Genomic DNA, 13,405 nt, shown 5'->3' on the forward strand with positions numbered 1-13,405 from the left:
CCACTTTATTTTACGTCCGGAGCGCCGCGGTCGTCGAACGCGGAAGCGACAGAAGAGAACGGATCCTCGGCTCGCGAGCCCAACGGGTTAGGCCACGAGCCGATCGACGTGAGATTCGAATCGATCCGGAACGACGGTGCGAAGCGCCTCGGCGGACGTCTCGCCGTCGTAGTTGACGAGATAACACCGACCGAGCGCGTCCCCGTAGACGCCCTGGAAGTCGTAGACGAAGCCGACGACGGTCGTGGAGTCGGGGATCGAGTCCGCCGCTCGAAGGAACTCGACCTGTCTGTCGACGTTGTACTCGACGAGCTGATCGATCACCCCCGCCGTCTCGTCGTCGCTGATCCGATCGTCGTCGAGGCCGGCCTCGACGATCGGACGGAGCGTCTCGACGCGCTTTTCGATTCCCTCGGGAAGCAGCGTCTGCTCGTCCGATCGAACCCGTTCGAGCGTGGCGGTGACGGCCCCACAGCCGGTGTGTCCCACGACGGCTGCCAGCCTCGTGTCGGTGAACCGAATGGGGTAGAGAACGTCCCCGCTGACGACCTCGCGTCCGTCGTAGCGGTCGCGGACCTGATTGCCGATGTTGCCGGCGGTGAAGAGCCAGCCCGGTTCGTCGACGTCCCACATCCCCTCCTGTGAAACGCGCGAATCCGAGCAACAGACGGAGACCACCGCCGGCATCTGTCCGGACTGAACGGCATCGAAATAGTCCTCGGGGATGGATTCGGCGTGACGAGCGTTCCGTTCGAAGAGTTCCGCTAGCGTCGCTTCTGGCATACGTACGCCTCATCGTCTTGGAACTAAAATCGCAAGTATCCCGTTCGGACGGGGTGGACGTCGATCAAGCCGCGCGAGACGGCCCAGAAGCGCCGTTAAGTGTCGAGCTCGATCTCGACGTCTTCGTACAGTTCGTCGAAGTCGAGTTCGCGGTCGCGCGCTTCGATCGCCTGCTCGATCTCGTACTGCCGGCGCTGTGCTTGCTTCATCCGACCCTTTCGTTCGCGTCCACGCTTCGTGTCAGGCATATCCATGTCACACTATACCACGACAGTATATAATTTTTGTCGCCGTTTCGGATCGAAGCGGTGAGAACCGACGGACGCGCGGTTCACCTATCGGACCGGCGGCTGTCCGGGCAGTTCGTCGCGGTCGTGTGGGGCCTCGAAGTCCGGACCCGGACCTATCGGAACGATGCGCTTCGGACTCACGTCAGGGTGGGTTGTGTAGTAGTGTTCCTTGATGTGTGCCATGTTCGTTGTCTCGCCGAACCCCGGCGTCGTGTAGAGGTCCCGCAGATACGGCCAGAGGGTGTCGAACTCGCGGATGAGCGTGCGGTTGCACATGAAGTGCGTGTGATACACCTCGTCGAACCGCACGAGGGTCGTGTACATCGCGATGTCCGCCTCGGTGAGACGATCGCCGACGAGATACCGTTGGGATTCGAGCACCGAATCCCAGTGATCGAGGGCGTCGAACAGCTCGGTGACGGCCTCGTCGTACGCCGCTTGCGTGTCGGCGAACCCGGTCCGGTAGACCCCGTTGTTGATCGGCTCGTAGATCCGATCGAGCGTCTCGTCGATTTCCTCACGAAGTTCTTCGGGGGCGAGATCCACGCCGTTGCCCAACTCGGCGAAGGCCGTCGTCAGGTCCCGCATCACCTCCCGCGATTCGTTGTTGACGATCGTGTCCTCGACCGTGTCCCACAGCACCGGGACCGTCACCCGACCGGTGTAGTTCGGGTCGACCTCGACGTAGGCCTCCCGGAGGTAGTCGACGCCGTTGACCGAATCGACCGTACAGCCGTCCTTGTCGGGCGTGAACTGCCAGCCGCCCTCGGCGCGAAACGGGTCGACGACGTCGACTGAGATGACCTCCTCCAACCCGAGCAGTTTCCGAGCGATGAGCGTCCGGTGGGCCCACGGACACGCGTAGCTCACGTAGAGGTGATACCGACCGGCTTCGGCCTCGTCGGGATCGACTCGGTCGCGGAACGACGTCGGCTGTCGCTGAAACGAGCCGTCCTCGTCGGTGGCTTCGTACTCGCTTACCCACTCGCCGTCGACGAACTGATGCATACTTCGGGTAGGCGTCGAGCACGGATAGGTGTCCGGTCGGAGACGGATCCTTGCCGGATTCAGTATGGACGTCGTCCGTGATGTGGAGTTTGCCGGCAGACACGCGCCCGATACCGTGAGCTAGCACTTAGTCGAACCGGAACCTACGACACCCCATGAACGTATCCACCGAGCACCGGATCGACGTCGTCGACGTGACCGAGCGAGTCGAAGCCGAACTTCCGGCCGTCGATCACGGACTCTGTACGGTGTTCGTCGAACACACGACGGCGGCGCTCTCGATCAACGAAGCCGAACCGCACCTAGTGGACGACATCGAGGCGTTCGTCGCCGAGCTGTCCGCCTCGGACGGCTGGAAACACGACGCGCTCGACGGCAACGCCGATTCACATCTCCGGTCATCGCTGTTCGGTCGCAGCGTCTGCGTCCCGATACGCGACGGGAAACTGGCGTTGGGAACGTGGCAGTCGGTTTTGCTGATCGAGTGCGACGGTCCCCGGACCCGGTCGCTATCGGTGACTGCGACGCCGAGCGTCGAGTAGAGTGCGGCGCGGAAAGCCGCGTACACCCCAGCAGCAGCTTTTTGCGCTGTTCCCGTCTCTCATCGGAGAATGGACACGAGCAAACAGCTGTACGAGCACGAGGCGACCGGGTGGAAGCGCGGGCTCTACGACGACGTCAAGCACACGTTTCGAGCGCCGATCGTCAACTGGATATTCCGGACGACGATGGCGAACCATCCCGAGTTCGTCCGCCACATGTGGGGGCAGGTGAAGCCGGCGTTTCAGACGCGAGCGTTCGGCCGCGTCTCGATCGAGTATCGCGACGCCGTGTTGGGTGCCGTCGAGTCAGAACGCGACCTCCCGGCGTACGGTCGAGAGGAGATCGACGTCTCGCCGGCCGAATACGCGGAACTCCGCCGACAGCTCGCGACGTTCGACGTGGTCGCACCGCGGCTCGCGGTGTTGTTCGAACTCGTCGACCGATCGCTCTCCGAGCAGCCGGTCGGAACGGCGACGATGGACGCGTCGAGCGCGACCGAACCGTTGCCGCCGGCGCTCGACCGGGACCGGGGAGCACCGCCGACGCTTGCGGCGTTCGACGATCCGCCGACCGACCTCGCCGGAACGATCGAGTCGATCCGGGCGTTTCACGGCATCGACGAGGGGCTCCCCAGCGTCCACCGATGTCTGGCGCAGTGGCCCGAGTATCTCTCGCGGGCCTGGACAGATATCGAGCCGGCGCTCCGGGACGAGACGTTCGACGACGGTCGTGCTGCTGCTCGCCGAGTCGTCGAGGAATACGTCGGGTCGCTTCCGTACGTGCCGCAGCTCGGGGCGGACGTGTTAGCTTCGCGCGGACTGGACGAGGACGCGATCGAGGAGCTCCGCGCGCTGTTCAGGGAGTTCAACCGCGGCGCGATCGAGACGGTCGTCCCGTCGATCCACGTGTTTGCGGACACGCTGAGAGTCGCGGGACGACGGGACGGCTGGTGAGCCGGCACGTTCGCACGTGCGGCGTCAGGGGTCTTCGGCATCGATCCGGTCGAGGAACGCCTCGCGCTCGACCACCCGAAGCGTGTTCACCACCTCGCCGACAAGTTGGTCCGAGTCGACGAGAGACAGCGTCCCCTCGATCGTGAGCGTCCGGTCCGTCACGTCGGTCAGTTCCGTTCGAACGAGCACGGAACGGTCGACCGAGACGGCTCGACGGTGTCGAACCTCCGCGCTCGTTCCGGCGACACCGGTGCCGTCGGGGAGCGTCCCACGCAGCGATTCGCGGCCCAGAAACTCGACTTCGGCGAGCAGTTGTGGCGTGCCGAGCACCCGCATCGAATCCCCGTCGTCAGCGTCGGCTGCGGCGGGCAAGCCGGGGGGATGCTTCTGTGTGCCGAATAGGTGTGTCGTGTGGCGACGCTCGACGCGAAACGTCCGCTCGGCGGTGATTCCGGGGCGCGGGAGACCGTCCATGGCTGCCGGACGGGCGGGCGGACGGGTAATAGTGATTGCGTCGGTCGGCGGAGCGTGGCCATCCCTACCGACTGAGAATCACGGCCGGATTCAGGGTCAGTGGCCGGCGTCGGGCGGCGATTTACCACTCGTATAACAAAGTCGCTCTCGTCGGTATACAGCGTATGTTCTCGCGATCGTGCGACGAAACAGCGGTGGGCCACGCGTTCGCGGAGGCAGAGTCGTGATGGCCACGACGGAGCGAATTCTGCTCAAAAACGGGCGTGTCGTCACGCCCGACCGCGTCATCGAGGGCGGGTGCGTCGTCATCTCCGGGTCGCGAATCGAAACCGTCGAGACGGCGTCGAGGGCGTCGGACGTGTCGGCGACGACGACGATCGACGTCGAGGGGCGCGTCGTGATGCCGGGCTTGGTCGACCTACACGGTGACGACATCGAACAGCAGTATCATCCGCGGGCGGAGGCACGGGTGGACACCGCAACGGCGCTGGTCACGACCGATCGACTCAATCTGTGCAACGGCGTGACGACGAAGTTCCACGCGATCGCCTTCGAGGACGATCCGACCGAGACCCGGAGCCCGGAGGGCGCCACGGAGCTCTGTCAGGAAATTTCGAGCGCCGAGTACACGCTCGGGGACCAACGCGTCCACGCACGCTGTGAACTCACGACTGAGAGCGTCTCCGCCGTCGAGCGATTGATCGACGACGTTGCTGTCGATCTCGTCTCGGTGATGCACCACGCACCCGGCGATGGACAGTTCGACGAGGCTGGCTTCGAACGACACTACACGGCGAACCGGAACTGTTCGACCGAGGAGATCGAGACGTTCGCGATGAAGCGGCGCACGGCGTCGCAAACGGTTCTCAGGAGCCAACTCGAGCGCGTAGCAGAGCTCGCGCACTCGCGGGGGATTCCGTTGGCCTCTCACGACGACGAGACGCCGCCGCGCGTCGACGCCATGGCGGACCTCGGCGTCGAACTGAGCGAGTATCCGATAACGCTCGCCGCGGCGAGACGGGCCACAGAGCGCGGGCTCACGACGGTGATGGGAGCGCCGAATCTGGTCCGCGGACACAGTCTGTGGGGAAATCTGGGCGTTCGAACCGCGATCGATCACGGTGCGGTTGACGTTCTGTGCAGCGATTATCATCCTCCGTCGCTGCTCGCGGCACCGTTCGTCGAGACGGGCGAGTCGCTGGTTGATCGCGTCCGACGTGTGACCGCCGCTCCGGCCACCGCGGTCGGACTGACGGATCGCGGCCGACTCGAACCCGGTGCGAGAGCCGACGTGATCGTCGTCGACCCGCACCCGATCCCGACGATCGAGCGCGTTTTCGTCGAGGGGGCAGACGCGCTTCGGGCCGGATGAACTGCTCGACGAAACCATCCAATCGGTGCCATGAGCGGGCGAAACTCGATACCGCGTCCACGCGTCGCTTATTTCACCTCAGAAGGCGTGAAATAGCCCTCAAGCAACTGCGTAGTGATTCTCATAAGAGTTATACGATATGGCAATAACGTGGAGGTAGTCAATGAGCGACGAATTCAAGACACCATCCATGCCGGAACGTGATCTCATCACGGCCACCGATGAGACGAATGTCGTTCGCGCACAGTACGAGTGGTCCTCGACGGATCCCTCGACGGCGGTCATCGAAGCCGTTTCCGCGGTCGTCGAGCGAGAACCGACCAAGATCGAACCGCTGTACAGCACCATCGATCCGGACGCGCTGAACGCGGCCATTCGGTCGGGGTCGGATGCCGCGACCACCGTGTCGTTTCCCTTTGCCGGTCGGCGCGTGACCGTACACGGAACAGGGGAGATTGCCGTCCGATCGGGAACACAGAACTTCGAGTAGGAAGACCATTCTGCGGAGACATCGCTGAAACGGAGAGCGAGAGCGATCGGGGGGATCTCGGCGGGGACCGTGTTCTGAGGACTCGTGAGGTAGTCGACACCTAACAAAGCGGCTGTCCGGAGAACGTACAGTCGGCACCACGCACGATCGGGCTACTCTCGAAAACGATGGACACAGAATCAACGAAACTTCCCCAGGACACGGCGTTCGATCTGTTGAGCAACGGTCGACGGCGCCTGCTCTTACGGCGTCTGCAGGGCACCGACGGGATCGAACTCGGCGAGTTGGCGACGGAGCTAGCGGCCATCGAGAACGATCGCTCTCCCGAGGAGCTTTCGGCACAGCAGCGAAAACGAACCTACGTGTCGTTGTACCAAACGCACGTCCCGAAACTGGAGGACTCCGGCGTGGTCACCTTCGATCCGGAATCAGGGCTCGTCAGTCCGACCGATCGCGTCGACGGGCTCGTCGCGTACTTCGATACGGAGACGAACGACGTCTCCTGGCACCGGGTGTATCTCGTCGTCGCCATCGTGGGGCTGTTCGTGTACGCCCTCGCAAGCCTCCTCGGAACCCAACTCGTGCGCCCGATCTACGTCGGAACGGTCGTTCTGATCGGGATCGTCGTCGTGAGCCTCGTCCACCGGCGGTACGCCGCCCATTCCGACGCACCGACGCCAGCGATTCCGGAGTGAGCGTCCGACGGCTCGCCACGGAACGGACTGCAATGTTGAAACGACGGGCGATCCACTGGGCTGTACAGTACATTTATCATCGTTGGCACGAGATATCAAGACGGCACCTCCGTACTCGCCTGTCAGCCTGTGTGCCAGCACCTGCGGGCGCGCTTCGGGGGGCCTTTTCTGATGGAGACTCGTTCAGCAGGCGTAGAAACCGACGATGAGCGCCCGAACCGGCGATTAGCCGATATATACTATTTAACCGCGTCGGTGTAGTTGACCCGATGACATATCGTGTTGCGATAGTGGGAACCGGGGCGAATCCGGAGACACGCGGCCGCGATGGGTACGCGATGGCGTACCGCCACGCGAAGGGGTACGAGCGCCTCGAATCGTGTTCGCTCGTCGCGTGTGCGGACATCGTCCGGGAGAACGCGGAGGCCTTCGCCGAACACCACGATATTGAGGAGGTGTACGAGGACCACGAGGAGATGTTGGCGGCGGTAGAGCCCGACATCGTCAGCGTCTGCGTTCCGCCGGCGATCCACGCGGAGTTGGTTATCGACTGTGCGCGAGCACCGGGCGTCGAGGCCGTTCACTGTGAGAAGCCGATGGCCACCACGTGGGCGGACTGTCGGCGGATGGTGGCGATCTGTGAGGCCGAGAGCGTCCAGTTGACCATCGACCACCAGCGTCGGTTCGCGATGCCGGTGGTACGCGCGAAGGAACTGCTCGCAGCCGGGGAGATCGGGGAGCTACGGCGGCTCGAGTGGTCCGAAGTGAACCTCTTCGACGCCGGGTCTCACCTGTTCGATCTCTGCGATCTGTTCACCGACGGCGAGCGGGTCGAGTGGGTTCTCGCCGGGATCGATTACGCGCGCGAGAACCGGTGGTTCGGGGCGATCAACGAGACGCGAGCGATCTCACAGTGGCGGTACGGTGACGGGACGATGGGGTTCGCCTCGACCGCCGAAGAGGGGCCGACGCTGGTGGACGCGTACTGCAGACTCGTCGGTACCGAGGGCGAAATCGAGATCCAACCCGACGGTGGACCGCCGCTGCGGATGCGAACCGACGGAGGGTGGAAATCTATCGACACGGCCAACGAGACGGTGTACAGCTACTCGCCGGGCATCGTTACGGCGACGGCAAAGAAACTCGCGGGTGTGCTCCCGGTGACGATCGAGCGATTCGAGGACCCCCCGACGCACTACGAGCGGGCGATCGAACACCTCGTCTCGTCGCTCTCGTCGGGCGAAGAGCCGACCATATCCGGTCAGTCCGTGCTTCGGGGGACCGAACTCGTGTTCGCGAGTTGGCAATCGGCCCGTCAGCGTGGACGAGTTCATCTCCCACTCGAGATCGACGACAATCCGCTCGAGGCGATGTACGAGGCAGGCGCACTGAACGCACCGAGAGAAACCGAGACGGACGCGACAGAGGGGGAACTGGCAGCCGACTAAACGCGGGACTGAAAACCGCAACCCGGCCGTTCGATCGTCCTCCGTAGGAGTCGGACGGGGCAAAAGAGCCGCTGTTCCCGATCGGTAAGACGCGATTACCGGCCTACACATAACATATCGGGACAGTCACGTATCGCGAAACATGTAATAAACAAAACACTTATCCCAATTAGGTGCAGATTACCGACCGCATGGCACACAGGCGGACACAGGAGACAAGTACGGACGCGCCCGATCCGGAGCGAACGACGGGAGAGAGCGACGATACGTTCAGCTTACCGCGCAGGCGGTACGTTCGAAACGGGGCCGCGACGCTCGCAGCGCTCGTCGGCATCGCGGGACGAACCACAGCACGGCCCACGGCCGGGGAGACGGAACACCACGTCCTGATTCAGGGGACAGAGGCGGTGTCGAGATACGAACTCACCGTGGACGGCGAGCTCAAACCCGAGCGTAGAGCGAGCGAGGGCGCGAGTGCCCGGATCTCCGGGAGCAGCGCCGAGGGCGTCGTGAGAGACGGAAGCCGACGGTACCGATTCAGCGGTGGGATTCGGGACGTGGCGGTCGACGGCGACGCCGATATCTACGTCGCGACCGAACGGATCGATCCGGCGCAGGACGGCATCGAACTGCTCCGTCGGGACGTTCCGGATTTCAGCGGGCGACCCCGCTGAGCGTCGGTCACGGACAGCGGAGAGCGTCGCCGTGGCTGGAACCTTGAGATCCGGAGCGGTCCGCGGACGGATAGCACCATCATAACTATCGGCCGATCACGACAGCTTCGGACACGAATGTGGCCCTGGGAGCACGTCCTCTTCGCGTACATCTTTCTCTCGCTGTACATGCACGTCCGCCACCGGGCTCCGCCGGAACACCGCCCGACCGTGCTACTCGCGTTCGGATCGCTCTTTCCCGACCTCGTCGACAAGCCGCTGGCGTGGCAGTACGGGCTGTTCGAAACCGGATGGGGGATCGCACACTCGGTGTTCGTCGCAACCGCCGTCTCGTTGCTCGGCTACGTGGTGACGAGGCGGGCCAGCGCCGGGCGGGTCGGCGTCGGGTTCGGCGTGGGGTATCTCCTCCACCTCGTCGGGGATGTGATCCCGGCCTCGCTCTCGAGGGGGCGGCTGTATCTCGACCCCGTCCTGTGGCCGTTCGGGGATCCAATCACCGACATGGCGCACGAGTCGTTCCTCGGCGGCGTCGGGACGCTTTTGTTCGAGTACACGACGCAGCTCCTCGCACTGGAGATCACGCCGATCGTCGTGTTACAACTCGGGTCGGTCGCCCTCGGCGGGGCGCTGTGGATCTACGACGGTTGCCCGGGGCTCCGGGGTATCGTCGTGTGGATCCACCGCTCGATCGTCCGAGACGGGTCAGCGTGATCGAGGACGCTCCTCGACCGGAACCTCGCTACCGAGGAGATCGATTCCGCGCTGGATCGTACCCGCTGGATCGGCCGCCGTGTCGTCCTCGAAGACCAACCACTCGGCGTCCGTTTCGCGTGCGGCCGCGACCGCTCCCGAGAGATCGACGATGCCCTCGCCCGGCGAGGTCGAACGATAGGTTCTCGGGAAGCGCCGCGCGATCGCGACGTCGGAGACGTGGACGGACACCAATCGGTCGCCGAGCAGTTCGAACACCGACGTCGGATCGTACCCGGCGGCGACGACCCATCCCACGTCGATCTCGAACGTGAGTCCGGGCGAGGTCCGTTCGAGGAGCCGTCCGAAGCCGGTTCGATCCGAGATATCGTCACCGGAGACGAGGAGTCGCCCGAGCGCGGTCGCCGTTCGATGCCAGCCGTCCATCGGAAGTGGCACGGCGGTCACCGCGGACGGGACGAACCGATCGAGTGGCGGTGAAAAGGAGTGTCGGGCGTTGTGGTACGTGAACTCGATATTGTCCATCTCGAAGCGCTCGACGAGCGTCGTGAGCCGGTCCGCGAGCGCGTCCGTCCGCCCCGTCGTTCGGAAGTGTCCCGAGCCGGCGTGGGGGACGACGACCCGACGACAACCCGCGGTCCGACACCGATCGACGATCGCTTCGGGGTTCTCCTCGATCCGCCCCAGACCGACGTGGGCGGCGACCGGGGCGATCCCCGTCTCATCGAGGGCTGATCGAACGGTGTGCGGATCGGTTTCGAGGAACCGACCGGCGAATTCGACGCCCTCGTACCCCGCGGCAGCGACGCGACGGATCGTCTCGGGGAGCGGTTCGGTGGCCGTCCTGAGAGAGTGAAGCTGGATCGCCGATCGGGGCGATGACGAGCGTGCGGTCGCCGGGAGAGACTCCGATATCATTGGGTCACGTCGGCCCAGGAGACTCTTGGTAATGGATGGCTTATCGTCGCCAACGCCGAGCGCGGGGGACGATCTCATGCGCGTTCGAAGATCGGGCCTGAGCCCGAGCGGTCGAGTGCGAGGCGATAGACGCCGGTCAACCGCGCGGCCGCAGTCTCCCAATCCTGTTCGACGGCGTGTTCGTGGTTCGATCGACCGATGGCTTCGAGATCGGGATGCTCCCGAGCGCGACGGAGCGCTCTCGCGAGCCCGTCTGGGTCGTCCGGATCGTACAGGAAGTTCTCCCCCGGCAGCGTCTCGGGGAGACAGCCGATCGTCGGTGCGACGACCGGTATCCCGTAGGAGAGGCCGAGGTGTGCCGATCCGGAGTTGAGGATGTTCCGGTACGGTAACGCGAGGACGTCGGCTGCGTTCATGTAGTGCTGTATCCGATCGTCGGGGACGAACTCGAAGACCGTCTCGACGCCGCCGATGCCGTACGAGAGCGTCTCGAGTTCCCGCCGTAGCTCGTCCGTGTGCGGGTTACCGACGATCCACAGCTCCGTGTCGGGCGCGTCGAGCTCGACGAACGCCTCGATGAGCTCGGGGATGCCCTTGTACTCGCGGACCAACCCGAAGAAGAGACAGACGAACGCGTCCTCGGGGATTGAGAGCTCCTCTCTGGCTATCTCCTCCGAGGCCTCGTTTTCGTACGCGGCGATGAAGTTCCCGTCCGGAACGACCGAAACGTCTGCCGGATCCGCGAACGAGTACGTCGACGCGATCGTCTCGATCGCGGCGTGGCATTTGACCGTCACGGCGTCGGCGACCGAAAAGAGGAGTTCGTTGACGACCCGCTCGATCCGTCGATACTTCCCCTCGTGGTGCCGTTCGTTGTGAACCGTCCAGACGACGGCGACCGGGAGCAAAGAGACGATGACGAGATCGACGAGCATCGTCACGGCGCGCAGTACCGTGGCAGCTCGATCGATCAGTTCGTCCCCGGTCGGGCTGATGATGTAGTAGTCATAGACCCAATCGAGTTGCATCACGTCGGCGTCGCGATGCGCGAGCGCGGTCCGAGTCAGCGGGAACAACAGCGGCAGTTCGGGCGTTCTGACGTCCGCACCCAGCTCCCGAAGCGCGCCTGTCGACAGCGACATGTAAGGGTTCTCCGGATAGCGCTCGCCGTCCATGAGGAGCACGGTGAGATCGTCGGCCCGGCTCATCGGTCCTCAGTGGGGGCAGTGGGGTCGAGGCTGTAGAGCGTGTGTACGTGCCCGAGAAGCGCCGAGACGTGTGCGGACATGTGAGAACGCACGGCGAATCGGATGGTAAGTATGGACCGCTTATCGGACGGTACGGAATCGCGGATCGGTGAACGCCCGACGTTACGTCCAGAATAACAATCGTCACCTCATGCCGAGACCCGTCAATGAGCGGCGTACGATTCGACGAACACCGCCGACAGTGCACAGTGGTTCGGAGATGAGAGACCGGCTGGAGCGACTCGTCGCGCGACTGGTTCCGACCGGATCCGTGCTGCAGCGGACGGTCAAAAGCGGCATCTGGGTGTCGGCGACGAAGATGTCGCTTCGGCTGTCACAGATGCTAATGTTGGTCATTCTCGCTCGGTTGCTCGCGCCGCGCGACTTCGGGTTGATGGGCGTCGCGCTGTTGACGCTCGCGGCGACCGAACGGTTCACCGACATCGGTCTCAATGCCGCGCTCATCCAACAGAAGGAGACGAACGTCGACGGGTATCTCAACACCACGTGGTGTCTCGAGATCGCGCGGGGCGTGTTGGCGTTCGGGGTCGTGTTCCTCTCGGCGCCGTTCATCGCGGCGTTCTTCAGCGAACCGGGAGCGACGAACGTCGTCCGCGTCCTCGCGCTCGTTCCGGTCCTCTACGGTCTCCGTAACCCAGCAGTGGTGTACTTTCAGAAGGACCTCTCGTTTCACAAGGACTTCATATACAACGCGGCGGGTGCGATCTCACAGCTCGTCGTTGGCGTCGGCTACGCGCTGTACTCCCCGACCGTGTGGGCGCTCGTGTTCGCGACGATGAGCCAGCCCGCGGTCCGACTCGTTCTCTCGTACGTCCTCCACGAGTACCGACCGTGGCCGTCGTTCAACCCCGAGATGGCCAGAGAGCTCATCCACTACGGCAAGTGGATCACCGGCGCGTCGATCATGGGCTACCTCTACAGCCAGGGCGACGACGTGTTCGTCGGCTGGTATCTTTCCGCCACGGCGCTTGGATTTTACCAGTACGCCTACCGGCTGGCGGACCTTCCCGCCGCGGAGGTGTCCGGTATCATCTCGAAGGTCACGTTCCCGGCGTATTCGCGGATCCAGAGCGATATGGACGCACTCAGGGACGCGCTCTTGCAGTCGACGCGTCTCACCGCGTTCGTCGCGTTTCCGTTAACCTTCGGAATCGCACTCGTCGCCCCGAGTTTCGTCCCCGCGATCCTCGGCGAGCAGTGGACGCCGATGATCCTGACGATGCAACTGCTCGCCATATACGGGCTGTTACACGCGATCACGCGAAACTTCGGATCGCTCTGGAAGGCGCTCAATCATCCCGATTACGTCGCAAAGCTCGGACTCTTGCGGGTGATCTGCATCGCGATCTTGATCTGGCCGGCGACGGCCCGATGGGGCATCGAGGGGACCGCGGTGGTCGTCGTCGGCGTCTACATCTTCCCGATGTTGCCGCTCGACGTGTATCTCTCGGCGAAGGTCGTCGAGGGCCGTTCGATGCAGATCTACCGCGAATACCTCTACCCGTTCGTCGCCGCCGCCACGATGTTCGGGAGCCTCTGGTACGCGCGCGGACTCGTCGATCTGTCACCGCTCGTCGAGTTCGCGTTCCTCGTTCCGGCGGGGACGGTGGTGTATCTCGCGGTCGCGCTCGTGTTGGAGCGGCAGTTCGACTGGGGAATCGAACGCATCATTCGGATGATATCGAACGGACTCCGGGGATGAGCCCACCGACAGGTTCGAACGCCTACCCGATCGATCACGGCCTGTCGGGGGCGATGGCGGTTAGCAACAGTATACT

15 protein-coding genes are annotated in these 13,405 nt (G+C 63.9%); 9 read left to right on the forward strand and 6 right to left on the reverse strand.

All coding sequences use genetic code 11. The annotated features are described in order from the left end of the window. Window positions 1–87 precede the first annotated feature (87 nt). The 3 genes from DM868_RS06350 to DM868_RS06355 all read right to left on the reverse strand — a co-directional run bounded on the left by DM868_RS06350 (window position 88) and on the right by DM868_RS06355 (window position 2,081). Window positions 88–783: a carbonic anhydrase gene (locus DM868_RS06350; RefSeq protein WP_137276029.1), complete on the reverse strand. Its 696-nt coding sequence runs from the start codon at window positions 781–783 to the stop codon at window positions 88–90. A 95-nt stretch (window positions 784–878) separates the two neighbouring features. Next, window positions 879–1,031 (reverse strand): hypothetical protein, encoded by a 153-nt coding sequence (locus tag DM868_RS15065; RefSeq protein ID WP_170964431.1) that lies wholly within the window; start codon window positions 1,029–1,031, stop codon window positions 879–881. An 87-nt stretch (window positions 1,032–1,118) separates the two neighbouring features. Continuing rightward, the gene (locus DM868_RS06355; protein ID WP_137276030.1) at window positions 1,119–2,081 is read right to left on the reverse strand and encodes a glutathione S-transferase family protein; all 963 of its coding nucleotides are present in this window, start codon (window positions 2,079–2,081) and stop codon (window positions 1,119–1,121) included. Window positions 2,082–2,236: 155 nt separating this feature from the next. On the opposite strand from DM868_RS06355, the gene DM868_RS06360 reads away from it, so the two are divergent. Both DM868_RS06360 and DM868_RS06365 read left to right on the forward strand, forming a co-directional pair. Further along, window positions 2,237–2,623, forward strand: coding sequence for a secondary thiamine-phosphate synthase enzyme YjbQ (locus tag DM868_RS06360; RefSeq protein ID WP_137276031.1), 387 nt, complete (start codon window positions 2,237–2,239; stop codon window positions 2,621–2,623). A gap of 69 nt (window positions 2,624–2,692) precedes the next feature. Further along, window positions 2,693–3,577, forward strand: a complete 885-nt coding sequence (locus DM868_RS06365) for a halocarboxylic acid dehydrogenase DehI family protein (protein ID WP_137276032.1) — start codon at window positions 2,693–2,695, stop codon at window positions 3,575–3,577. Between the two features lie 24 nt (window positions 3,578–3,601). On the opposite strand, the gene DM868_RS06370 is transcribed toward DM868_RS06365, so the two are convergent. After that, complete coding sequence (locus tag DM868_RS06370; protein ID WP_137276033.1) at window positions 3,602–4,051, reverse strand: thioesterase family protein; 450 nt, start codon at window positions 4,049–4,051, stop codon at window positions 3,602–3,604. A gap of 226 nt (window positions 4,052–4,277) precedes the next feature. On the opposite strand from DM868_RS06370, the gene DM868_RS06375 reads away from it, so the two are divergent. The 6 genes from DM868_RS06375 to DM868_RS06400 all read left to right on the forward strand — a co-directional run bounded on the left by DM868_RS06375 (window position 4,278) and on the right by DM868_RS06400 (window position 9,441). After that, window positions 4,278–5,423, forward strand: coding sequence for an alpha-D-ribose 1-methylphosphonate 5-triphosphate diphosphatase (locus DM868_RS06375; protein ID WP_137276034.1), 1,146 nt, complete (start codon window positions 4,278–4,280; stop codon window positions 5,421–5,423). 163 nt (window positions 5,424–5,586) lie between these two features. After that, on the forward strand, window positions 5,587–5,913 hold the full coding sequence (locus tag DM868_RS06380) for a HalOD1 output domain-containing protein (protein ID WP_246049027.1): 327 nt from the start codon (window positions 5,587–5,589) through the stop codon (window positions 5,911–5,913). Between the two features lie 167 nt (window positions 5,914–6,080). Continuing rightward, window positions 6,081–6,608, forward strand: coding sequence for a DUF7344 domain-containing protein (locus DM868_RS06385; RefSeq protein ID WP_137276035.1), 528 nt, complete (start codon window positions 6,081–6,083; stop codon window positions 6,606–6,608). 269 nt (window positions 6,609–6,877) lie between these two features. Continuing rightward, entirely contained in the window at window positions 6,878–8,056 is a 1,179-nt protein-coding gene (locus tag DM868_RS06390; RefSeq protein ID WP_137276036.1) for a Gfo/Idh/MocA family protein, read from the forward strand. Between the two features lie 191 nt (window positions 8,057–8,247). Next, window positions 8,248–8,730: a hypothetical protein gene (locus tag DM868_RS06395; protein ID WP_137276037.1), complete on the forward strand. Its 483-nt coding sequence runs from the start codon at window positions 8,248–8,250 to the stop codon at window positions 8,728–8,730. Between the two features lie 117 nt (window positions 8,731–8,847). Next, window positions 8,848–9,441, forward strand: a complete 594-nt coding sequence (locus DM868_RS06400) for a metal-dependent hydrolase (protein WP_137276038.1) — start codon at window positions 8,848–8,850, stop codon at window positions 9,439–9,441. Here the strand turns inward: DM868_RS06400 and DM868_RS06405 are convergent. Together DM868_RS06405 and DM868_RS06410 are read right to left on the reverse strand one after the other, a co-directional pair. Next, window positions 9,433–10,359: a sugar phosphate isomerase/epimerase family protein gene (locus tag DM868_RS06405; protein ID WP_137276039.1), complete on the reverse strand. Its 927-nt coding sequence runs from the start codon at window positions 10,357–10,359 to the stop codon at window positions 9,433–9,435. The two genes, DM868_RS06400 and DM868_RS06405, sit on opposite strands and share 9 nt — an antisense overlap. Window positions 10,360–10,433: 74 nt before the next feature. Beyond that, window positions 10,434–11,567, reverse strand: coding sequence for a glycosyltransferase family 4 protein (locus tag DM868_RS06410; RefSeq protein ID WP_137276040.1), 1,134 nt, complete (start codon window positions 11,565–11,567; stop codon window positions 10,434–10,436). 259 nt (window positions 11,568–11,826) lie between these two features. Between DM868_RS06410 and DM868_RS06415 the strand changes: the two genes are divergently transcribed. Next, complete coding sequence (locus DM868_RS06415) at window positions 11,827–13,329, forward strand: lipopolysaccharide biosynthesis protein (protein WP_137276041.1); 1,503 nt, start codon at window positions 11,827–11,829, stop codon at window positions 13,327–13,329. Window positions 13,330–13,405 lie beyond the last annotated feature (76 nt).

The organism is Natronomonas salsuginis (genome assembly GCF_005239135.1).
Taxonomy (GTDB): Archaea; Halobacteriota; Halobacteria; order Halobacteriales; family Haloarculaceae; genus Natronomonas; species Natronomonas salsuginis.